This is a genomic window from Porcibacter vitabionis (assembly GCF_046263795.1).
GTDB lineage: Bacteria > Bacillota > Clostridia > Lachnospirales > Lachnospiraceae > Lachnocurva.
On record NZ_JBJYZD010000001.1, the window covers coordinates 317,177 to 340,772 of the forward strand.

Consider the following 23,596-nt stretch of genomic DNA (forward strand, 5'->3'; position numbering starts at 1 on the left):
AGGTACGATATGAAATTACAGGATTTCTGTGATCTGAAAGTTGTAAATGCACTGATAGAAGACTGGGAGAGGGTCACCGGTCTTAAGGCGATCCTTCTTTCCCCGGACGGAAACCCGCTTGGGCAGGAGAAGGAGCTGAAAGATGCCGAAAGCCGGGACCTTATGATCGAAGATGAGAAAGTTGCCGAGCTCCACTTAGGATATGATGCAGCAGAAGAAGTCCCGGAAGGAGCTCATGCGAGTGAGAAAAAGGACGCTGCCGTCTCTCTTCTTTATCAGTCCCTTTCCAACACCCTTTATCAGCACTATTTCAAATATGCAGCCGACCATCGTCTTAAGCGCCTGGCCGATGGCATCGAAGCTACAGATGAACTGGTTCGCCAGATCATGAGCTGTACTGTCAATCTGAAGAATATCCAGAAGCGGCAGAAGATCGTTGCCATTAATGCCAGCATTGAGGCTGCCAGAGTCGGCGAGGCCGGCAGAGGCTTTGCCGTTGTCGCTGAGGAAGTTGAGAAATTGTCCGAGAGCAGTTCCGAAGTCAACGCAACGATTGAAAAAGTGGTTTCCGAGATCAGGAATACCGTCTCCAGCCTGAAGGAGTGAGGTTCTGATAGAGTGAGCTTTTGAAGAAGTGTTCTTCTGATAAAGTGAGATTCTGATAAAGTGAGCTTCAAAAATAAAAGCGCCATCCCTTGGGTGGCGCTTTTTTGATCTGCTTTCTCTTCCTCAATCCTTCACATTCGTGATAACGATATTGGCACATTCAATCGTGGAAAGGTCATAGACTTTTCCGCTTTCACAGCCGACAACGGTCGGACGCAGAAGCCCTGCCGGGTTTTTCTGGACAACTCTCGCCGTCTCTCCGTTACTGAGTACCACGTAGGAGTCCACCGGATAGAGGATCATGGAGGCCAGAAAGCTCTTCAGATCATCCATATCCAGCTGATCCGTCATGGCCATCAGCATCTCAACTGCCTGTCCGGGTGGCATTCCGTCCTTGTAAGGGCGGTTTGTCACCAGTGCATCATAGATATCGGCAACGGTAAGGATCCTGGCATAAGGATGAATTCCATCTTTTAAAGCTCCAAAGGGATAGCCGCTGCCGTCAATTTTCTCATGATGCTGAAGCATACCAAGCTTGACTGCATCCGGGATCTCCGGATTGCCCTCGACCATCTCATAGCTTAAAAGGCTGTGGGTCTTCATCACTTCAAACTCTTCCGGCGTTAGTTTGGCCGGCTTGTTCAAGATCTCTGGCGGGATCTTGGTCTTTCCGATGTCATGCAATAAGCCGGACATACCGATCTCATAAACTTCTCTCCGGCTTTTCTTCTGCTGCTTTGCAATAATCATCGCGATGGTTGCGACATCCACACTATGTTCAAAAGTATATTCATCCGATGTCTTTAATTCCCGGATATTCAGAGCGACCGCATGATTGGAGTCAATAGCCGTCATCAAATCATCCATGATAGACCGGGTTGTTGTCGCCAATTCCTTGGGCGAAGGATTGTTATAAATCGTCTGAACGCCAGCTGCGATCTGCTTTTTCAGGGTCTTCGAAAAATGCAGCTTGGCAGGATCCTCTACCCGAAGGCGTTCGACTTGCTGACGGGCAAGCCTGGTCATCTTGGGCCGGTTCATTCTGTCATTAGCTTCACCGATCCGGATCTGCAGAGAGCCGATCCCAAGATAGCGCAGATGTTCTATGATATATGGTGTCAGCACCGTACCGGCTTCTACCAGATGTCTGCTGCGGCGGTCCTCTACCGGACTGCCAACGATCATCCCGGGCCGGACGGCATTTATTGGCATAGAACGTACTATGACATTGCCCATTCTAATCTCTCAACTTTCCCAAAAAGTGTATTATCTGAAAGGCCTGTTATCAGGCAGATTCCTCTATCCTGTTATCAGGCAGATCCCTCTATCTATGAAAGCAGAACCATCGATCTTCTAAATATTATCGGCAGGTTTCTGCTGCCTTATAAATGCACGGTCCTTCATGCGCCTGCTGGCGGCCCAAAAGATCCATGACACGGTCTTAGGATATGGCAATCCTCTCTCCGTTCGAAAGGACAGTATATCCGTGCCGGTCGTCATCCAAATCAGCCACGAGAATCGCCCGCTCATCTACGAGATTTCCATCCTGTATTAAGAAATATAGACCATTCTCTCCCTTTTCTGCAAGCATCTCACCATAATTTGACAGTTTGTCGCAGATCTTATTAAAAGGGAACTCATATTTTCCATCCGGCAAAGCTTTCCTATGAGCCTGATCCTTGGGGCCAAAAACAAGTTTTCTCTTCTTCACAAGTTCCCAAAGGGGCTGGATAATATCCGTATTTTCCTTCAAAGACCAGAGATTCTTATTCTCCCAATTTTGCCACCAGGTCTCCATGCCCTGGCGGACATAAACCGAATCCGCCCGAAAATCCACTGTCGATCCCTCCGGGATCCGTTCTAAGGCCCGAAAGGCTGCCATTAATTCCATCCGGTTGTTGGTCTGTCCCGGCATGGCCCCGAAGGCCTCCGTCAGGATCTGTCCCTTTCGATTCAGAATGACAAAAGCATATCCGCCGGGACCCGGATTGGTCAATGCGCCTCCATCCGTATGGATCTCGTAAAAATCCATTGGATCCTCCTCTGCCGGCAGACTCGGTTCTTTCTTCCCTACTGGTTTTTGTTGATTTCCATAGGGCTTGTCCCCTGTCCTTAGAAATGTTTCATAGGCAGTTTCAGCCGCTTTCCTTGTCTCATATCCCTTATAGATAGCATGGGGAAAGCCAGTCACCAGAGGACTTACTTCTTGCCAGCTGTTAAAAATGCCTGTCTCTTTTCCTTGAAATATTACATATGCGGCTTTCTTTGCCATGTGACCTCTCCTGGTATCAGATCTTTATTATAAGGGTTACATCTGCCGAGCCCTGGTTGTTTTTCAGATTAGTCTAGGATCCTATTATAACACGAAGAGAACCAGCTCTGCCTTATGCAAGTTGCTTTCAGAAAAAAACAGGAGGGCCTGATCAGGCACTCCTGTTTTTATGACATTTGAAAAATAATAGGGTCATGTCTCGGTGAAGCAAGACTCAATAAACCTGGTATCTATTTCATTATCGATAGTGTTCTAAAAGAAAGGATCTTTCCGAACATAATCTTCTGTCTCTCGATTGGTCTATATTTCTCAGGAAAGAATCGCCTTATCTGACGTGAATTCCTCACCCGATACTTCTTCAAATTTATGGAGGAGGTCCTCGATCGTCAGTTTCTTCTTTTCTTCTCCCCGGATATCCAGAATGATCTGTCCGTTATTCATCATGACAAGGCGGTTTCCGTGAGCGATGGCGTCCCGCATGTTATGGGTGACCATAAGGGTCGTCAGATTGTTTTCCGATACAACCCGGTCGGTAGCCTTCAAGACCTTGTCAGCCGTCTTCGGATCCAGGGCAGCCGTGTGCTCATCCAAAAGAAGGACTTTCGGTTTCTGAAGCGTCGCCATAAGAAGGGTCAGGGCCTGTCGCTGACCGCCGGAAAGGAGACCGACCTTGGCAGTCATCCGGTCTTCCAGTCCGAGATCCAGCCGCTTTAACAGCTCATGATACTCCTCATGTTCCTTTTTCGTCACGCCCCATTTCCAGAAAGCATGGAAACTGCCACGTCTCCTGGCCAGTGCTAGATTTTCCTCGATCTCCATATCCGCAGCGGTTCCGGTCATGGGATCCTGAAAGACCCGTCCAAGGAAGGCTGCTCTCTTATAATCCGGCAAAGCGGTGACATCGACACCATCAATCGTGATTCGTCCGCTGTCGATTGGCCAGACACCTGCGATCGCATTCATGAGCGTTGACTTTCCTGCGCCGTTTCCGCCGATCATTGTCACGAAATCTCCGGTCTCAAGGTCCAGAGAAACTCCGTTCAGGGCCTTCTTCTCATTTACGGTTCCGGGATTAAAAGTTTTTCTCACATTCTTTATCGTAAGCATCACTTCTCCCCCTTTCCGGCCTTCTTATAGGAATGCTGGATGCGATCCTTCACATAAGGCACACCCATGAAAATGGCAACAACCAGTGCTGTAAAGAGCTTTAAGTCGTCCGAAGGGAACTGCATGGCAAGGACCAGACCGATGACAATATAGTATAGGATCGCGCCCAGAACAACGAAGATCATGCGGAGCATGAAGTTCATTCTCTTTCCGAAAACAGCGCTTCCCAGGACATCTCCGATGATCACTGCGGCAAGGCCTATGACAATGGCGCCACGACCCATATTGATATCGGAAAAGCCCTGATACTGAGCAAACAAACCGCCTGCCAGAGCCACCAGTCCATTGGAAAAAGCCAGTCCCAGGATCTTCATGCCTCCGATATTAATGCCCTGAGCCTTACTCATCTGTGGATTGTTTCCGGTTGCGCGAAGGGCAGATCCTTGTTCAGTTCCGAAGTAAATATAGAGCAAAATGACGATGACCACGACAAAGATCGCAGATATCACAATGGATCTTTGGACATATCGTAAGGACAGCAACAGAGGATAATTGCTAACCGAAACTGCCTTATTCGCTGCGCCCATGATGTTCAGATTCAGGGAATAGAGAATAAACTGGGTCAGAATTCCTGCCAGAATATCCGGAATGCCCATGACCACATGGAAGATACCGGTCAGAATGCCCGCCAGGATCCCTGAAACAGTTGCAAGAATAAGTGCCAAAGCAACCGGTTTCCCGGACAGAATCATCATGACTGCGACAGCTCCTCCTGTAGCGAAGCTGCCATCGACCGTCATATCTGCAAAATTAAGAACCTTAAATGTGATGTAAACTCCCAGCGCCATAATGCCCCAGATCAGGCCTTGGGCTATATTTCCCGGAAGTGCATTCGTAAATGCAATGAACATATATCGCTCCTAGATTTTCAAAGTTGAACTTGATTTTTTACTCCGACTTGATTTCCGAATAGTCATCCGGAATCTTCACGCCAAGCTTATCCGCACGATCCTTCATGTATTCCTTCGTGAATTTCTTTGCGGTCTGAACTTCCATCTCACCGGGTTTCTTTCCGTTGACCAAGATGTCATAAGCCATCTCGCCGGTCTGATAGCCAAGGTCATAGTAGCTCAGGGAAAGAGTTGCAACGCCACAGCCTTTGCAGATCCCTTCTTCACCGGTAACGATCGGGATGCCGGCCGGCTCAGCGACATTGTTGATATTCTCAGCACAGGAGGCTGCTGTATTATCCGTTGGAATATAGAGTACTTCTGAATCGCCGCAGGCTTTCTTAGTTACATTGGCAACGTCATTGGAATCTGAAAATGCATAATCGGTAACGGTATATCCTTCTTCTTGCAGATACTTGGTAATGTTTGTTACCTGATACTTGGAATTGGCCTCTGCATTGCAGTAGAGAATACCGACTTTTTTCTTATCCGGAAAAAGTTCCTGGATCATCTTAGCCTGCTCATCCAAAGGAGCCAGATCCGTCGTACCGCTGACATTGCTGCCGCTCTTGCCTGTCCAGTCCTTGATGTCCAGAGCGGAGCCGTAATCGGTAACACTGGTTCCGACAATGGGGATGTCTGCTGTTGCCTGGCTGGCTGCGGTCAGAGCTGCAGTCGCATTGGCCATGATCAGATCCTTACCTGATGACACAAAGGAGTTGGCAATCGTTGTACAGGTTGCCGAGTCACCGGATGCATTCTGTTCATCAAATTTTACCTTGCTGCCAAGCTTGTCCTCCAGGGCCTTCTTGAAGCCCTTGGTTGCTGCATCCAATGCCGGATGCTGGGTCAGCTGAACGATGCCGACCTGATAGGTTTTTGTTGCCTTGCCTGACTTGCCTCCGGAAGCACTGCCGGATCCGCTTGCAGATCCGCATCCTGCCAGAAGACTTACGGATAAGGCAGCCGTACTGAGTAATGCGAGTAATTTTCTTTTCATCTTATTCCCTCCCGTAATTGAATGAATTTCATCTGAATGAACTTCGTCTAAATGAGTTTCATCTGAATGAACTTATCTGAATGAGCGCCATCTGAATGAGCGTCATAATATAAGTGCCATGCACTCCCTTGTGGAATAGTCATTGCAACTGTCCCACAACTTTTTCACTTTATTGCGTTGACGTGAGTTTCTTTCATGTAAGATAACACGTCAACGTGTAGAAGTCAATATAGAATGTTCCAACAGACCTCAGGCGAATCCCGACAGCCCCACATGAGCTGCCATATTCGATATATGAAAACTTTTCAAATCCATGCGTATTCCCAGGCCTCGACAGCCCTCCAATGCCACTCAATATTCGATATTTGAAATCTTTTCAAATCCATGCGTATTCCCAGGCCTCGACAGCCCTCCAATGCCACTCAATATTCGATATTTGAAATCTTTTCAAATCCATGCGTATTTTTCGGCCTTTTTTATAGCATGATTTTCAAAAGATTTCATATATCGAATTTTTGATCCGAAAAAGATCATTTTGTCGGTTCGGAACACGCATGAAATCAAAAACTTTTCAAATATCGAATAATCCCTCATAAGCATAACCGAAAAAACGTGCCCTGCAAGACAGGGCACGTTTTAATACCAGCTCGTAAATAGAAATTCTAATCCTTACTTCATAAATAGAAATTCTAATCTTACCTCATAAATAGAAAGCCTAATCCTTACCTCATGAATAGAACTCCTAATCCTCACTTCAAATATCCGGCAATCAGATCTCCGCATTCCTTGCAGCCGACTTGCTTCATGCCGGCTTCCATGATATCTGCGGTTCGATAACCGTCATCCAGATAGGAAGAAACCGCTTTTTCAATGGCATCCGCTTCCTTCTCCATATTAAAGCTGTAACGAAGCATCATAGCTGCTGAAAGAATGGTTCCAACGGGATTTGCAAGATCCTGCCCGGCAATGTCCGGAGCCGAACCGTGAATCGGTTCATAGAGGCCAACCGTTCCGGCGCCCAGGCTCGAGGAAGGGATCATGCCGATCGAGCCTGTGATCTCGGAAGCCTCATCCGAAAGGATATCGCCGAACATATTCTCCGTTACAATGACATCGAATTGGGAAGGATCTTTGACGATCTGCATGGCACAATTGTCCACCAGCATATCGGTGAGTTCCACATCCGGATATTCTTTCGAAAGCTCATGCATGGTCTTCTTCCAGAGCCGGCTGGTATCGAGGACATTACTCTTTTCGACGGAGCAAAGCTTCTTTCCCCGCTTTCTTGCTGTCTGAAAGCCGATTCGGCCGATACGTTCGATCTCTTCCTTACTGTATTTCATGATGTCCGTGGCGGTCTCTCCCTCGGTCTTATGCTCGCCGAAATAGATACCGCCGATCAGCTCACGCACGATGATGAAATCTATACCGCGGCCAACAATGGCTTCTTTCAATGGAGATGCCTCTGCCAGTTGAGGCCAGATCTTGGCCGGCCGATTATTGGAATAGACACCCATACCCGAGCGGAGACGAAGGAGTCCCTTTTCCGGACGTTTTGGGCCCGGAACATCATTCCACTTGGGGCCACCGACCGCACCAAGCAGAACACTATCCGAAGCAAGGCACTTGTCCAGTTCCGACTGAGGCAGGGGATCGCCATACTTATCGATCGCACATCCACCCATATCAACATCCGTATAAGTAAAATGATGACCGAAGATCCGGCCGATCTGATCCAAAACCTTGATTGCTTCATTCACGATCTCGGGGCCGATTCCATCTCCCCGGATCACCGCAATATTCTTATCCATTTTCTTTCCTCTCTCTCCACTTGAGCTAGCTATCGACTCTCCTATGCACTTCATCCTGAATCCTCATCCCGGATCCTAAAGAAGGCTGCTATGATCCGGCTTTTATGCTTTTTTACTGCTTTCCTTCAGAGATTTCAGAAGTCCGCCGCAGCGAATGATATTCTGGATAAAAGGAGGAAAAGGCTCTGCCTGGTAGGTTTTCCCCGTCGTCAGATCGCTGATCTTGCCGGAATCGAAATCGACCTCTACTTCATCATTGGCCTGTATTTCCTCTGCAGCCTCCTCGCACTCCAGGATGGGAAGACCGATATTAATGGCATTCCGATAGAAGATCCGGGCAAAGCTCTTCGCAATCACACAGCCCGTTCCGCAGGTCTTAATGACCAGGGGCGCATGTTCCCGCGACGATCCGCAGCCGAAATTCCAACCGGCAACCATGATGTCACCCGGTTTTACTTTCTTTACGAAATCCTTATCGATATCTTCCATACAGTGCTGTGCCAGTTCCCTGGCATCCGGCGTATTCAGGTAACGTGCCGGAATAATGACATCCGTATCCACATTATCCGGATATTTGAAAACAGATCCTTTTGTCTTCATCTCATGCCTCCTCGTATTCCGTAATATAGCCTGTCAGCGCGCTCGCTGCCGCTGTATAGGGCGAGGAAAGATAGACCTCGCTGTCAACATGTCCCATCCGGCCGACAAAGTTTCGGTTTGTGGTCGCAATGCAGCGTTCTCCAGCCGCCAAAATTCCCATATAACCGCCCAGGCAGGGGCCGCAGGTCGGCGTGGAAACAACTGCGCCGGCATCAATAAAGGCCGTATAGTAGCCTCTCTCAACACACTCTCTTAAGATCTGCATGGTTGCAGGAATGATGATACAGCGGATCCCATCGGCGATCTTCTTTCCATTCAGGATCTTGTAAGCCGCCTCCATGTCCTCCATACGGCCGTTGGTACAGGAACCGATAACGACCTGGTCTATTTTTATATCATGAAGCTCTTTGGCAGGATGTGTATTCTCCGGAAGATGCGGACAGGCAACGACCGGAACGATCTTCGACAGGTCGATCTCAATGGTCTTCTCATATTCTGCATCCGGATCTGCTTCGAATTCGACCGGCGGTCTTTCACTTCTGCCATCCAGATAAGCTCTGGTAATGTCATCCACCGGGAAGATACCATTCTTGGCGCCGGCTTCGATTGCCATGTTACAGATGCAGAGTCTGTCATCCATGGAAAGGTTATGCACGCCCTCGCCAGTGAACTCCATACTTTTATAGAGTGCACCGTCTACACCGATCATACCGATAATGGTCAGGATAACATCCTTGCCGCTGCAGTTTTTCGGAAGCTTGCCGGTCAGGTGAAAACGAATGGCGGACGGGACCTTGAACCAGGCCGTTCCAGTCGCCATGCCGGCAGCCATATCTGTGGAACCGACACCGGTTGAGAAAGCACCCAAGGCACCATAAGTACAAGTATGGCTGTCCGCACCGATGATGCAGTCGCCGGCTGTTACAACGCCCTGCTCGGGGAGGAGGGCATGCTCAATTCCCATTTTTCCGACATCATAAAAGTGACTGACACAATGGCTGCAGGCGAAATTCCGGCAGGTCTTGGACTGCTCTGCCGCCTTGATGTCCTTGTTCGGTACAAAGTGGTCCAGGACGATCGCGATCCGGTCCTTGTCGAAAACCTTGTCGAATCCGGCCTTCTGAAACTCATTCACTGCCACCGGTGTCGTGATATCATTTCCGAGAACAATATCCAATTTTGCCGAGATCAGCTGTCCGGCCTTGACCTCATCCAGACCGGCATGTTTAGCGAGGATCTTTTGCGTCATTGTCATTCCCATTCCGCAGAGTCTCCTTTCTTTTCTTTCTTTTTCCTCTTTTTCTTTTCCTTCTCCAGGGGATGCAGGCATCCTCTGATATCAGACTGTTGAACCGTTCAGACTTTTGAACTGATCAGACTTTTGACCCTTTTGTCATGTTGTAAAAGGCACTTAAAAGTGCATTCGCACTTGCTGTTACGACATCGGTATTGGTCCCGGCGCCCCAGTACATGCTGCCATCCTCTCTCTTCAATCCGATATAGGATGCGGCAACACTCTGAGATCCCTGTCCCTGCATACTGTGCTGGGTGAATACTTCCAAGGTATATTCCTCGCCGGTAAACTCCTTTAAGGCATTATTGATCGCGTTCAAAGCACCATTTCCCTTGCAGGCCAGTTCCTTTTCCTCGCCGTCTCTTTCGAAAGTGATCATGACCTTGACCACATCGTTATTTCTGACAAAGTCAAAATCCGTGATCTGAATACCACTATCCAGGTTCAGATAGTGCTCTGAGAAAATCTCGAAAACTTCATTCGGTTTCAGTTCCTTATGTTCATGATCCGAGATATCCTTGCAGAGATAGCTGAATTCCTCCCGCATACCGGCCGGCAGGCTGTAACCATAGGTCTGCTCCAGCATATAACCGATGCCGCCCTTACCGGACTGGGAATTGACACGGATGACATCACCGTCATAGGTCCTTCCGATATCCTGAGGATCGATGGGAATATAAGGCACGGTCCATTCGTGCATCTTTTTCTTCTTCCGATACTTCATGCCCTTGGCGATCGCATCCTGATGAGAGCCCGAAAATGCTGCAAAAACAAGTGCACCGGCATAAGGTGCCCGCTCATAGACATGCATCCGGGTACATTTCTCATATTCCGAAACGAGATAAGGCATATCCGAAAAATCAAGTTTCGGATCCACGCCATGCGAATACATATTGAGAGCCAGGGTGATGATATCCACATTACCAGTCCGCTCTCCATTTCCGAAAAGGGTTCCCTCAACACGGTCCGCACCGGCCAGAAGAGCCAGTTCTGTATCTGCTACACCGGTACCACGGTCATTGTGAGGATGAAGAGACAGAGTCACATATTCACGATACTTCAGATTTTCACTGATGTATTCCACCTGAGACGCATAAATATGTGGAGAACTCATCTCAACCGTAACCGGAAGGTTGATAATGACATTATTATCCGGGCCAGGCTCCAGAACATCCAGGACTGCATTGCAGACATCCAGTGCATAATCCGGCTCAGTTCCGGTAAAGGATTCCGGTGAATACTCAAAACGGAAGTTGCCCTCGTACTCAGCAGCCAGTTTCTTTACAAGCTTTGCTCCATCCACGGCGATCTGCTTGATCTCTTCCTTGGACTTCTTGAAGACCTGCTCTCTCTGGGCCAGGCTGGTCGAATTATAGAAATGAACGATTGCACTCGGCGCACCCTTGCAGGCCTCAAAAGTCTTACGGATAATGTGCTCCCGGCACTGGGTCAGAACCTGTACCGTCACATCATCTGGGATCATCTTCTGATCGATCAGGGTCCTTAAGAATTCGAACTCGGTCTCGCTGGCAGCCGGAAAACCGACCTCGATCTCCTTAAAGCCGACCCCGAGAAGGACCTTGAAATACTCCAGTTTCTCCTCCAGACTCATGGGAACGATCAGACTCTGATTTCCGTCTCTCATATCGACGCTGCACCATACCGGCGGCTTCTCAATATGATCCTTCTTCACCCACTTGGTATATTTCGTATCTACCGGAAAATAGCCGACATGATATTTCGTTGCATCCATCATAATGTCACGCCTCCTTCTCCGCTACGACTTCCACTTCCACCAGAGCGCCCTTAGGCAAATCCTTCACGGCAACGCAGCTTCTGGCCGGTTTCTCTGTGAAATATAGACCATACACTTCGTTGAATGCCTTGAAATCGGAAATCTCACTTAAGAAACAAACCGTCTTTACGGCACTCTGCATCGAAGAACCAGCTTCTTCCAAAACAGCCTTCAGATTCTTCATGACCTGATGTGTCTGCTCCTCGATGGTCTCTCCGGCAAGCTCTCCGCTTTTCGGATCCAGTGCGATCTGACCGGAAGTAAAAACCAGATTTCCGACGCTAATGGCCTGGGAATATGGTCCGATGGCTGCAGGAGCCTTTTCAGTATGAACATAGTTTCGCATATCTTTTCTCCTTTCCCGCCTGCGATATCAGGCTTCTTCTTTTTCCTTTTATTTCACAATTTTAAATCCGTGATCGCGGAGTGCTTTCTTAATCATGTTGACATGATGGAAATCTCTGGTCTCCATTTCAATCCGAAGGAAGCATCCGTGAACACTCTCGGTGTTGCCCTTTTCATAATGAACGCCTGTAACATTGGCACCACAGTCTGCAATAATGCCGGAGATCTCTCTAAGCTGGCCGGGCTTATCAATCAGTTCGATCAGCATGCTGGTCGACCGGCCGGACTTCAGGAGGCCACGGTCAATGACACGGGAGAGGCTGGTGACATCGATATTGCCGCCGGAAACAACGGCTACCACTCGCTTGCCCTTCAAGTCAAATTTGTCGAACATGACGGCAGCGACCGATGCGGCGCCGGCGCCTTCCGCGATCATCTTCTGCTTTTCCATCAGAGCCAGGATCGCAGAAGAAACCTCATCATCCGTAACCAATGCGATATCATCGACATATTGGCTGACATAGGAGAAGGTATTTTCACCAGGCTCCTTGACGGCGATGCCGTCGGCAATGGTGGAAACCGAATCCAGACACTCGATTTTGCCATCCCGGATGGAGTTATACATGCCCGGTGCGCCGGCTGCCTGGACTCCGTAGACCTTTACGGAAGGACGGATCTGCTTCACTGTATAAGCGATTCCGGAGATCAGTCCGCCTCCGCCGATTGGAACAACGATCGCATCGATATTGTCGAGATTGTTGAGAATTTCCAGAGCAATGGTGCCCTGACCTGCGATCACATCTTCGTCATCAAAGGGATGAACAAATGTATACCCTTCGCTCTCTTTTAGTTCCAGGGCTTTCTTATAGGCATCGTCGTAAACGCCTTCGACCAGGCAGACCTCTGCGCCGTAACCTTTGGTTGCCTCCACTTTGGAAATGGGGGCCGAATCCGGAAGACAGATCAGAGATTTGATCCCGTTTTTCGTTGCAGCCAGGGCAACTCCCTGAGCGTGGTTTCCGGCAGAACAGGCAATAACGCCTTTTGCCTTCTCTTCCTCTGTCAGGTTGGCGATCTTATAAGCGGATCCCCGGACCTTAAAGGATCCGGTGATCTGCAGATTTTCCGGTTTCAGATAAAGCTCGCAATCCGGAGCAATCCCATAGGCACGAACGACATTCGTTTCACGAATGATGCTCTTTAAAACCTGCTGTGCATCAAATACTTTGTCGAGAGTTAACATCTTTTCTTTTTCCTTTCCTGTTTTCTTTTTGTCTTCCTGCGGGTACCAAATCATTTTTGTATCGGATCATCTGACCCGCTCACCGTCATCTTACACCAGAAACAAGGTCGGACGATAGAGATTTCTTTTTATATATAAAAAAGCACCCGACCCAAAGCGACTCTTGCTTTGAGACGGGTGCTTAAACACTCGCGGTACCACTCAAATTGCAGATATGAAATCTGCCACCTCTTCGAAGTCTGACAACTTCTATGCACTAACGCAGCATACTCGGATACATCCTATCCACCAAATCCGGCTTTCAGATGATCAGCTCAGAAGTGAGAGAATCCTGCTTCTACATACCGGCTTACACCAACCGCCGGCTCTCTGCGCTGTATTTTCACAAGACTCATTCTTCGTCACAGCTTTTTCCTTTGAAATTATTCTAGTAATAACACAGGATGAGTCTGTTGTCAAAGGTTTTCTTCGTCTCTAAAATAAATCTTATAAAGGAGATCCTCCTGAAAACGTTGCAGCAGATTTAACTTCCAAATATTTCTTACTATTCTGATTCTGCAGAATAAAGTCCGGTGACTCATCTGAAATACTAAATACATGAAACCTGATCATCAGCCCAAATAATTATTTGCAAAGTCAAATACCGGGCCCGATTTATCCCACTTGATTTTCATAAGATACGTATGTCTATTGTAATCGTAAAGAGGATCTCCTTTGATCTCATCATACTGCCGTGCATGGTAAACGAGAACATCTTCTCCCTCTTCATTGACTGTAAACGAGTTATGTCCCGGGCCAAATAATCCCTTATCCGGGTCGGTTTTTAATACAGGCCCACTTGACTTTTCCCAATTCCATGGGTTTAATGGGTCCTTTCCATCTTTCAATTTCAGAAGTCCCATACAATAGCAACTTCCTGTTGCACTTGCTGAATAGGTGAGATAGGAATAGCCGGAATGATGAATGTAGGCCGGTCCTTCATTTACCCAAAAGTCCTCTCTTTCCCACGAGAAGGAAGGCGTGGACAGTAAAACCTGAGGGCTATGCAGTTTATTTGGACTATCCATTTCCGCAATATACAGATTTGATATCTTCTTCCCCACGCTTACTTTTTCAGCCCAAACTGCATAGGTTTTATCCTTTATGGGAAAAACGGTCATATCCAATGAAAAATCCGTAAAAGAAAAAGGATCAGATGCTTTCATCTGTCCCAGTTCTTCCCATCTATCCTTCATTGGATCATTCCCACAGCACCGTAATACGTAGGGTCTTAGGGCCCAGATATCATCAACAGAACTTGCTGCAAAATAGATATACCATACTCCATCGATGTAATGTAGTTCCGGTGCCCAGATATGCTGGCTCATGATCCCAGAGTCATGTTTTCTCCATATCTCAATTTCAACTGCATCCTTTAAACCCTTCAGCGTTTTCGCTTGCCGTAGAATAATCTTGTCGTAAGTAGGCACAGAGGCCGTAAAATAATAATCTCCATTGGAATGACGATAAACATATGGATCTGCTCTTTGACAAATAAACGGAGAGTTATAAGGCGTTTCTTTATAGTTATTGCTATTCACAGTTCTACTCCTAGTCTATAACGTTTCACGATCCATAATTTTATGTTTTAAAAAAATCGTTCGAGGTTCATAATCAGGATCTCTTATAGAAGCAATCAATTCATTTACAGCAGTAGATGCTACACCCTCAACATTAGTTGAAATGGTCGTGAGTTTCGGAGTGATGTACTTTAACATGCTTAAATCATCGAATCCCATCAGGCCATACTGTTTCGGTGGCAAAATACCTTTTTCACGTAAATCATTCAGGATTTCCAAGGCATAGACATCACCGGAACAGAGTATTGCTATTTTCTCATGTTGCAAAAAATCGTATTGGTTAATGGCATCCAGATATCGTTCGTCATCCAGGATGTCTACTTTAATTTCCGGATGTCTGGCAGTTGCAAGACGTATCCCTTCTAATCTTTCCATATGGACATAGATATTCTTCTGCCCTTTATTCTGCAGTGGTGGACATACGAACAAGACATGCTGATACTTTTTTTGCGCAATATGTTCAAAAGCATCCTCTGCCGCCTGTCTTTCATCCACCTGAACGGTAGTGAATTCATCCGAAATACGATTACCCAGACATACACATGGGATGCCAAGGGATTTTAAGAAGGATTCAAACTCAGTTCCCTGATTCATCGGACTCAATATAATTCCTTCAACTTGTCTGGCTGCCAAGCCCTGAATCAGTTTTTTCTCCTCCTCAAGGCTCTCATCACAGACTGCAATGCTGGTAAAATAGCCGTTTTTTTCAGCCGTACGATTAATGGCGTCCAAGCGCTGTACGAAATACATATTTGCAATATTCATCGTCACAACGCCGATCGTGTTGGTGTGACCATGATTTAGACTTCGCGCAAGCAAATTTGGCTGATAATGATATTTTCTTGCTGTTTCGATGATAAGCTCATAGGTCTCCTTCCGAACACTGCCGGTCCCATTCAATGCTCTTAGGACTGTGGTCCTAGACACATGGCATAATTCAGCAATTTGATTAACGGTAATTGCCATTGCTTATGAACTCCTCTTGCACAATAAACATTATTTCAACGAGATTCGAATCATATTAAAGGAAAGTGGCTTGATCTCACATACAAGATCAGAACGATTTTCTATTTTTAAACCTGCAAGTTCCCTTGGCACCACTAAATCATGATTAAACTGATTGGTTGCCATTTTATTATCGCAGCTTAGTTCTTGTGCCTCAATAATATTCTTTAATTCAAAACCTTGACACGTATAGCGAACCTCCATGGATTCACTCTCATGACGGTTAATAAGATAGACCACGAGCTCTTCGGCTTTTTCGTTATATACAGACTCTTCATCCAGAAATGGTACTTGCCCATAATGATTACTTGGATAGGATTTGCAACATATTCTAGAATCCAGAACTGTTCCTCGTGCATAATTAGCAATGCAGGCATATGGATAATATATCGTCTGTTTCCACATGTCCCCACCTGCTTCCGTCATAATGCAGGCGCTAACATTGGTGAGTAATGACTGGCAAGCTATTTTTATATCTTTCGAATTTCTTAAAATTACAAGCATCATTTCTGCAAAAAGCAGAGCATCCTGCAGTGTATAAATCTGTTCACTAATGGCTGGAGCTATCTGCCAGGGATCCTGATCAAGTTCTTTATTAACACTATCGCTCGGCAGTGCCCATACGCCCCATTCATCAAGACTAAATTTCATATCTTTATCGGATCTATGCTTTGCCTTGATGTACTTCGCAGTAGCTCTAATTGTCGAGATATATCGCTGCATATCCATGGACTGGGCAAGAAATTCTGCGGTACCCTTTTCCTGTCCTCCATAATACTGATGCAATGCCAGATAATCTGCAATGTCATACGTTTCATCAAGCACTGTTGCATCCCAGGATGGATATGATGCCATTGTTGACAACGAGCTGCCACATACGATCAGTTCAATCGATGGGTCCAGCCTTTTCATAGCCTTACCAGCCTCGGCTGCTAACTTTCCATAATCAACTGCAGATTTATGTCCAATCTGCCAATTTCCATCCATTTCATTTCCAAGACACCAAGTATGAATCCCATATGGCTCCTTAAAACCATGTTGTATTCTCATGTCACTATACTGTGTTCCATTTGGAAAATTACAGTATTCCAGATAATGAATCGCATCTTCGATTCCTCTGGTTCCAAGATTGATCGTGAAAATCGGACTGACTCCGGCTTTCCTTGACCATGTAAGAAATTCGTTGGTTCCGAATTCATTGGTTTCAATGGAACGCCAGGCAAGATCGATTTTCTTAGGGCGTTTTGAAACCGGGCCGACACCATCTTCCCAATGATACGTCGATACAAAATTCCCGCCAGGATAACGAACTGCCTTAACTCCCATCTCTCTGACTGCAGTTAACACGTCGCTTCGAAAGCCATTTTCGTCAGCAAGAGGATGCTTAGGTTCATAAATCCCAGAGTAAACCACTCTTCCCATATGTTCAACAAAAGAGCCATAAATTCGATCATCTATACGACCGCAAGTAAAATTTCTATCGCATATTGCTTTTGCATCCAACATCAAATTAGCCTTTCAATCCCGAGCTCGCCATTCCTTCTACGAAATATTTCTGTCCAAAGATATAAAGTACAAACATTGGTATTAAAGAAATAAATGCACCGGCAAATGCTGCTCCATATTCAATCGTATTTTGTCCGACAAATAGAGCCAGTCCATTTGCCAGAGTTCTCATTTCAGTACTACTTGTAATTAACATTGGCCATAATAGATCATTCCAAGATCCATTTACACTCAGAATAATCAGTGTAATAATTGCAGGCTTGACCTGTGGAATCATAATCCGCCAAAAGATTCCCCATTCTGATAGTCCATCAATACGTGCAGCTTCTGCAAGTTCGTGTGGTATCCCGGAAAATGCAGATCTCATCAGGAAAATAGATCCGGCAACGGCAACTCTTGGGATAATTAGGCCAAAGTATGTATCATACATATGCATTTTGAAAACAATAAGAAACAAAGGAACCATAATGACCTGAATTGGAACCATCATGGTTGCCAGGGTGATCAAAAATGCTCCTGTCTTACCCTTAAAATCATAAAAAGCATATGCGTAACCGGCCATACTGTTTACAATAACAGCCAGACAGGTTGTACCTCCTGCATAAATTGCAGAATTAAGCATATAGCGCAGAATATCGATCCTTTTTTGCACATCGGTAAAATTCGAAAGTGTAAAAGACTTTGGAAAGAAAGTCGGTGGCCATGAAATAATTTCACGTTCTGTCTTAAAGGCACTGCATACCATCCAAACAACAGGCACAAGAACCAATAGTGCCAGAACAATCAAAAGAACCATAACCGGTATCGTTCCAGCCACTTTTTTAGCAGTAGAACCTTTCTTCATGATGATTCCTCCTTATTCATCCTGCGATACAAAAGGACCGTAACAACCATAATGATAAGAAATAGAATAACTGACATAGCAGATGCATAACCCATGCTGGATGTCGTTGAAAACGCTCTGTTATAGATATAAGTAACGGTAGACTCTGTTGTATAATTGGGACCGCCATTTGTGGTTGTGTAAATGATATCAAAAATCTGAAGGGATCCAGCCAAGCGAGTCATCAGAATATACCAGAAAGTCGGGCGAATAGACGGAGCCGTGATGGAAAAGAACTGTCGAATCTTTCCTGCTCCATCCATTGCAGCAGCTTCATAAAGAGATGGACTTACCTGTTGAATTGCAGTTACATATACAATTGCCGATATACCAAAGCTTCTCCATATTGAAATAAAAGTAACTACGAAAATTGTAAGTCCGGGGGTATTAAGAAAATTGATTTTTCCGAGGCCAAAGCTCTGCAATACCGCAGGTATAAATCCGATATTTGAATGCAAAATCATTTTCCACATAATACCGATTGCAGTTGCCGAACAAATAACAGGAAGAAAATAAATTCCCCGTAACACTTTATTCACACCATTGTTCTTGGTAATTAATGCAGCAATCATCATTGCACCAAAAGTTTGTATCGGAACTTCGATCAGCGTAAAAACTGCTGTAACACGTAGGCTATTTAGAAATCTCTTATCGTGAAATGCCTGAACGAAGTTCTGTAGTCCAATGAATTTTGCCGTGTCCATTGTGACGGGGACATCAAAAAGGCTTAGTCCAAGGCCAATAAACATTGGTATTACACTAAACATCAGAAGCAGGACTAAAGACGGCGCCAGAAAAATCCAGGCGGACCTTTTCGGATTGTTCCAAAATCTGTAAATCTGTTTCAACACTTTTCTCCATCTATTACTAGCAGTCCGAAGTTCCTTTCTGATTAGTTTCCAAGACCGGAAGCAAAAGGGGTACCTCCCGGTCTTGGAATAATCCCACTTAATGTTTTAGGTGGTAAAGGAAGGGATTACGAGAACTAGTTATTTGTTGTATTTTGCTACAATATCATCAGCCGAATTTTGAGCTGTTTTTAATGCATCGTCAATGGATGACTGATCAAATGCTACAGAATTAATCATTGGAGGAATAACATCAGAAAGAATTCCATTAATTCCTTCAAAGCTGGAATCGCAGATAAAATCTGTCGGTGCATCCGCATTAGCCGGAGTCATAGCTTGAAGTTTCTTATTCTCCTGATACTGTGCATTGTTCATTACAGAAGTCATGTAAGCCGGATATCCATTCTTCAAAGACCACTGGAGAGCGGGAGAATCTCCATTCTTGTCTGCAGTATTCCACCATTTGATGAATTTATATGCTGCTTCCTTCTGCTTATCAGAAGCATTCTTGGTTACCGAGAATCCGAGAACCTCACAAGAATTCATTTCTCCAGCATCGCCAGTCGGAATCTGACCGATACCATAATTCACACCAGCCTTATCTAATCCAGCCGTAACCCAAGGACCGCCAACTGTCATTCCGATCTGTCCGGCTGTCATCATAGGATCTGTCTCTTTTTCCTGGGGATTGTCACCGTTTTTAACCATATCGGAATACATCTTCAGGAATTTCTTATAGCCTTCATTTTCAGCAAAGTTTGCTTTCCATTTGTTACTATCCTTTGTAACTGCCAAGCCGCCAAACCGCTGCATAATATGTGCAATTTGATAGTTATAGCCATAGGAAATACCTGAGCCATAAATATTTTTAGATTTATTGGTGATCTTTTCGGCATCTTGCTTCCATTCATCCCAGGTTGCAGGGCCTTTTTCCGGATCCAGTCCAGCTTCTTTGAAGAGATCTTTATTCCAATACATATAGTATCCAACCAACTGGAAAGGAACAAAATATAGCTTGTCTCCATCAGAGCAATAATCCAGATAAGATGAAATAAAATCCGACTTATCCAAGCCTGTCTTATCAAAAATATCGCTGATATCTTGCAGATATTTTCCATAAGTAAAACGGTAGGTACTGGAACTCAGCAATAATGTCGGTCCTGTTCCAGCAGCAAAAGCAGATGAGAGCTGGCTGTCCAGGTCAGTGGAGATATCCATTTTGACCTTAACGCCGTCCTTGTTTTCCTTGTTATATTTGTCTACAAGGCTTACAAGCATGTCCCCATCTGCTCCTGTAAAGGAATTCCAAAAAGTAACCTCTGTTTTTCCCCCACTATCCTTAGAAGACTTATTGGATTTTCCCGAAGTCGATCCGCAAGCAACTGTTGACATCGTTATTAAAGATGCCAGTCCTAATGACAAAAACTTTTTCCATGTTTTCATCGTCTCAATTTCTCCTCTCATACCCTAAATACAACTATGTACACGTGTGCATTTCTTATGTTTTTATATATATTCTTATATAGCCAAAATGTCAATATATATTATGTATTATCGTCATTTTATACGACTTTATTTTATATATTTTGTGCAGTATTACTGTTTTTGCTGTAATATTTTCGATGTTCTCGTGTACACATTCAGCAATTCCCTTATAACTGTGTAAATTGAAATAGAGAAAGAGCCAAGAGCTCATCTCTTATAGAATTATCTCCAGAGCCTGAAAGATCGCGGACTCAAGGATCTCCTGATGATTACATTGGATGCTCATGAAGGCATTCAGGATGCCATCAGCAAGGTGTTTCTCAATTTACACACAAATTTGGACTTGACTAAAAAATAGTGCTGCGAGATTTCTCGCAACACTATTTGATAAGGGAAAAGAATTGCGAGTGGAGATTTAATATTCCCTTTCGCAATTCATTTTAAAACACACCGATATTTCATCCTTACTTGGCTATCTCATAGCTAGTGCCCAGCAGAATCCGTTTCTTCCAAGAGATCCAGGCAGGCAAATTTATCGCGCAATTTCTCGGGCAGGGCATCCACCAGTAAGCGTGCCAGCCATTCCGGTGACTGCTGCATGCCACCCAGGACCCACTTCACCGTCATATAGATCGATGCTCTGCAGTAAAGTTCCAGGAGCAGGGCGATCTCGTCGGTCGGACTGCTCCCGCTTTTCTTCACGATCCAATCCGAATAGAAGTGAAAAATCATCTCAAAATCATGTTCCTTCAGATTATTTTGGGCATCGGAAGCAAAAGCCGCCCGAAAGAAATCGCCCTCTTCCTTCAAATAGGAAAATTTCAGTCGAAGTCCCTCATCGATCGTCTTTCCTTCTCCCATTCGGTCGAAAGACTTACTCATTAATTTGTCAAAATACCAATTGATCAAATCATACTTATCCTGAAAAGTCCGATAGAAAGTCTGTCGAGATACACCCGCCCGAGTCGTGATCTGTCCGACCGTCAGCTTCTCAACACTGCTTCCGGCAAGACATTGCCGCGCCGCTTCGCAAAGCTCATATTTCAATCTGGTATTTTCACTTGTCTGTTTCATAAGAAATTCCCTGTCAGTTTTTTATCTATGCGATATGAGTGGTAAAGTCATTTTTACCACTACAATCATCATAATACAAAACTTCTCCGCCTGGTATCATCCGAGCAAAAAAAGACCCGCCCCAAGGATTCCATACCATCCTCAGGGCGGGTCTATATTTAAAAAGGATTAGTAACGATATGCAAAAATCACATCAACTGACGGAACATATCAATGACCTGTTCCTTCGTAGCTTCTCTGGGGTTTCCAGGATAGCATGCATCATTCAGAGCATCGGTTGCCAGCTGATCCAGGTCTTCTTCGCGGATTCTTTCGTTCTTTTCCGGAATTCCGACATCCTTGGAAAGCTTCTTTACAGCCTCGATGGCTGCATCACGATACTCTTCCTGGCTCATGTCGTCTACGCCCTGAACGCCCATGGCACGGGCAATTTCCCGATAACGCTCGCCGGTATAATCCCGGTTGAACTCCATAGAGATCGGAAGGAGCTGTGCGCAAGCCATTCCATGAGGAGTGTCATAATGTGCAGACAGGGTATGTGCCATGGAATGATCGATGCCAAGACCTACATTGGAGAAGCCCATGCCGGCGATGTACTGACCAAGAGCCATGCCCTCACGGCCTTCCTTGGTATTGTTAACAGCGCCTCTCAGATTCTTGGCAATCAGGCGAATTGCCTCGAGATGGAACATATCTGTCATCTCCCAGGCAGCCTTGGTGGTATATCCTTCGATGGCATGCGTCAGAGCATCCATTCCTGTTGCAGCAGTCAGGCCCTTCGGCATAGAGCTCATCATGTCAGGATCTACAACTGCAACAATCGGCATATCATGTGGATCTACACAAACGAACTTACGCTCTTTCTCTACATCAGTAATAACGTAGTTGATGGTAACCTCAGCTGCAGTTCCTGCTGTGGTCGGAACTGCTATGATCGGAACGCACGGATTCTTTGTCGGTGCAACGCCTTCCAGAGAACGCACATCCTCGAATTCCGGATTGGTAATGATGATGCCAATGGCCTTGGAGGTATCCATGGAAGAACCGCCGCCGATTGCTACAATACAATCAGCCTCGGACTCACGGAAAGCTTTTACGCCATGCTGTACATTTTCAATGGTCGGATTGGGCTTGATATCAGAATAAAGGCTGAACGGAATACCGGCTTCTTCCAGAAGATCCGTTACCTTTGCAGTAACTCCAAATTTTACAAGATCCGGATCCGATGCAACGAATGCCTTCTTAAAACCATGTCCCTTGATCTCGTTCACGATCTCCTGGATTGCACCAGCTCCATGATAAGACGTTCCGTTTAACGAAATACGATTTGCCATAAAATCTCCTTCCTTTTGGGCCCCTGCCCCCTCTTTGTTTCAGTGGAAATATAGACCTCTCGGTACTTTTTCCGCCTTTCATTTATCTTCGATAAGTATTATAAAGGAGATCTTCAGGCAAAAAATGTGACAATGCAAAAGCATTGTCACATTTTTAACAAAGTGAGGATCTATGAATTCTTGTAATACTTCTATCTCCGGACTTACTTTTTCCTGAACTGCTTCAAAATTCTTCTCGCAGAAGGCTCGCCCTCTTTATAGACGCTGATGACAAAGGGGCCTTCTTTTAAGGGATCATAGATCTTACGGACTTCCTCTTCGAAGGCATGTACCTTCTGGTCTATATTTCGAAGTTCGTGATCCTCGATCTCTACCGCATAATCATCTGCTGTCTTACGAATCTGGTAAGGCACGAAGATATCTGTCTTCACACGAATCTTTCCGGCATCGATAAACTCATCTTTTGTCATCGGCTTCTGGTGCAGAGCCGTCAGAAGTTCATTCGCTCTTTCGACACATGCCTCTTCTTCCGAACTTTCTGCAATTGCTTGAATTGCCGACTCCGTAAGTTCCAGATCGACCACGATCCGGGCATCTGCATTCGACTCGGATAAGACTTCCTTCAAATCCTGTTCCTTTGTTTCTGTAGGCATTGCAATTCCCCCTTGATCTTATTTCGATTGCAAAGTAACTTCTGTATTTGGTACAAGAAATTATTTTGTATACAATCATTATAGGATTTCAAAGTGAAATTGCAATAAAACAAATTTCACAAACTGTATTTGTCTGTCAATCCCCTCACAATCTTACACCTGTCTC

General features: G+C 45.5%; 22 protein-coding genes and 1 other annotated feature. Of the genes, 2 read left to right on the plus strand and 20 right to left on the minus strand.

Features of this window, described 5'->3' with window-relative positions; translation table 11 throughout:
• Positions 1-9 precede the first annotated feature (9 nt).
• Positions 10-606, plus strand: coding sequence for a methyl-accepting chemotaxis protein (locus tag ACKX2L_RS01480; protein ID WP_497552522.1), 597 nt, complete (start codon positions 10-12; stop codon positions 604-606).
• A 123-nt stretch (positions 607-729) separates the two neighbouring features.
• On the opposite strand, the gene ACKX2L_RS01485 is transcribed toward ACKX2L_RS01480, so the two are convergent.
• From ACKX2L_RS01485 to ACKX2L_RS01565, 17 genes are all read right to left on the minus strand, one after another.
• Entirely contained in the window at positions 730-1,842 is a 1,113-nt protein-coding gene (locus ACKX2L_RS01485; protein WP_497550856.1) for an HD-GYP domain-containing protein, read from the minus strand.
• 205 nt (positions 1,843-2,047) lie between these two features.
• Complete coding sequence (locus ACKX2L_RS01490; protein WP_497550857.1) at positions 2,048-2,878, minus strand: ribonuclease H1 domain-containing protein; 831 nt, start codon at positions 2,876-2,878, stop codon at positions 2,048-2,050.
• Positions 2,879-3,187: 309 nt separating this feature from the next.
• A complete protein-coding gene (locus ACKX2L_RS01495) occupies positions 3,188-3,985 on the minus strand; it encodes an ABC transporter ATP-binding protein (protein WP_497550858.1) in 798 nt (265 codons plus the stop codon).
• Positions 3,985-4,896 (minus strand): ABC transporter permease, encoded by a 912-nt coding sequence (locus tag ACKX2L_RS01500; RefSeq protein ID WP_497550859.1) that lies wholly within the window; start codon positions 4,894-4,896, stop codon positions 3,985-3,987. Before ACKX2L_RS01500 ends, ACKX2L_RS01495 begins: the two co-directional genes overlap by 1 nt.
• A gap of 37 nt (positions 4,897-4,933) precedes the next feature.
• Entirely contained in the window at positions 4,934-5,935 is a 1,002-nt protein-coding gene (locus ACKX2L_RS01505; RefSeq protein ID WP_497552523.1) for an ABC transporter substrate-binding protein, read from the minus strand.
• 749 nt (positions 5,936-6,684) lie between these two features.
• Positions 6,685-7,746: a 3-isopropylmalate dehydrogenase gene (gene leuB, locus ACKX2L_RS01510; protein WP_497552524.1), complete on the minus strand. Its 1,062-nt coding sequence runs from the start codon at positions 7,744-7,746 to the stop codon at positions 6,685-6,687.
• A gap of 102 nt (positions 7,747-7,848) precedes the next feature.
• On the minus strand, positions 7,849-8,346 hold the full coding sequence (gene leuD / locus ACKX2L_RS01515) for a 3-isopropylmalate dehydratase small subunit (protein ID WP_497550862.1): 498 nt from the start codon (positions 8,344-8,346) through the stop codon (positions 7,849-7,851).
• Between the two features lies 1 nt (position 8,347).
• Positions 8,348-9,607 carry a 3-isopropylmalate dehydratase large subunit gene (leuC, locus tag ACKX2L_RS01520; RefSeq protein WP_497552525.1) on the minus strand — a complete coding sequence of 420 codons (1,260 nt, stop codon included), beginning with the start codon at positions 9,605-9,607 and terminating at the stop codon, positions 8,348-8,350.
• Positions 9,608-9,719: 112 nt separating this feature from the next.
• Positions 9,720-11,396 carry a 2-isopropylmalate synthase gene (locus ACKX2L_RS01525; RefSeq protein ID WP_497552526.1) on the minus strand — a complete coding sequence of 559 codons (1,677 nt, stop codon included), beginning with the start codon at positions 11,394-11,396 and terminating at the stop codon, positions 9,720-9,722.
• A gap of 4 nt (positions 11,397-11,400) precedes the next feature.
• Positions 11,401-11,781, minus strand: a complete 381-nt coding sequence (locus ACKX2L_RS01530) for a RidA family protein (protein ID WP_497550865.1) — start codon at positions 11,779-11,781, stop codon at positions 11,401-11,403.
• A 48-nt stretch (positions 11,782-11,829) separates the two neighbouring features.
• Positions 11,830-13,023 carry a threonine ammonia-lyase gene (ilvA, locus tag ACKX2L_RS01535; protein WP_497550866.1) on the minus strand — a complete coding sequence of 398 codons (1,194 nt, stop codon included), beginning with the start codon at positions 13,021-13,023 and terminating at the stop codon, positions 11,830-11,832.
• Between the two features lie 166 nt (positions 13,024-13,189).
• Positions 13,190-13,437 (minus strand) — a binding site (T-box leader).
• A 197-nt stretch (positions 13,438-13,634) separates the two neighbouring features.
• Positions 13,635-14,603 carry a family 43 glycosylhydrolase gene (locus ACKX2L_RS01540; RefSeq protein WP_497552527.1) on the minus strand — a complete coding sequence of 323 codons (969 nt, stop codon included), beginning with the start codon at positions 14,601-14,603 and terminating at the stop codon, positions 13,635-13,637.
• Positions 14,604-14,618: 15 nt separating this feature from the next.
• Positions 14,619-15,608, minus strand: coding sequence for a LacI family DNA-binding transcriptional regulator (locus ACKX2L_RS01545; protein ID WP_497552528.1), 990 nt, complete (start codon positions 15,606-15,608; stop codon positions 14,619-14,621).
• A gap of 30 nt (positions 15,609-15,638) precedes the next feature.
• Complete coding sequence (gene arfA, locus ACKX2L_RS01550; protein WP_497552529.1) at positions 15,639-17,153, minus strand: arabinosylfuranosidase ArfA; 1,515 nt, start codon at positions 17,151-17,153, stop codon at positions 15,639-15,641.
• A gap of 4 nt (positions 17,154-17,157) precedes the next feature.
• Positions 17,158-17,997: a carbohydrate ABC transporter permease gene (locus ACKX2L_RS01555; protein ID WP_497552530.1), complete on the minus strand. Its 840-nt coding sequence runs from the start codon at positions 17,995-17,997 to the stop codon at positions 17,158-17,160.
• Entirely contained in the window at positions 17,994-18,884 is an 891-nt protein-coding gene (locus tag ACKX2L_RS01560) for a carbohydrate ABC transporter permease (protein WP_497552531.1), read from the minus strand. The genes ACKX2L_RS01555 and ACKX2L_RS01560 overlap by 4 nt, the downstream gene beginning before the upstream one ends.
• A 141-nt stretch (positions 18,885-19,025) precedes the next feature.
• Positions 19,026-20,327, minus strand: a complete 1,302-nt coding sequence (locus ACKX2L_RS01565) for an extracellular solute-binding protein (protein WP_497552532.1) — start codon at positions 20,325-20,327, stop codon at positions 19,026-19,028.
• A gap of 277 nt (positions 20,328-20,604) precedes the next feature.
• Here ACKX2L_RS01565 and ACKX2L_RS01570 point away from each other — a divergent pair, with 277 nt between their 5' ends.
• Positions 20,605-20,727, plus strand: coding sequence for a hypothetical protein (locus tag ACKX2L_RS01570; RefSeq protein ID WP_497552540.1), 123 nt, complete (start codon positions 20,605-20,607; stop codon positions 20,725-20,727).
• 125 nt (positions 20,728-20,852) lie between these two features.
• Here the strand turns inward: ACKX2L_RS01570 and ACKX2L_RS01575 are convergent, their stop codons facing one another.
• The 3 genes from ACKX2L_RS01575 to ACKX2L_RS01585 form a co-directional block, all read right to left on the minus strand.
• The gene (locus tag ACKX2L_RS01575) at positions 20,853-21,443 is read right to left on the minus strand and encodes a TetR/AcrR family transcriptional regulator C-terminal domain-containing protein (RefSeq protein ID WP_497552533.1); all 591 of its coding nucleotides are present in this window, start codon (positions 21,441-21,443) and stop codon (positions 20,853-20,855) included.
• Positions 21,444-21,631: 188 nt separating this feature from the next.
• Positions 21,632-22,777 carry a lactaldehyde reductase gene (fucO, locus tag ACKX2L_RS01580; protein WP_497552534.1) on the minus strand — a complete coding sequence of 382 codons (1,146 nt, stop codon included), beginning with the start codon at positions 22,775-22,777 and terminating at the stop codon, positions 21,632-21,634.
• A 203-nt stretch (positions 22,778-22,980) separates the two neighbouring features.
• Positions 22,981-23,430, minus strand: a complete 450-nt coding sequence (locus tag ACKX2L_RS01585) for a hypothetical protein (protein ID WP_497552535.1) — start codon at positions 23,428-23,430, stop codon at positions 22,981-22,983.
• Positions 23,431-23,596: the final 166 nt, after the last annotated feature.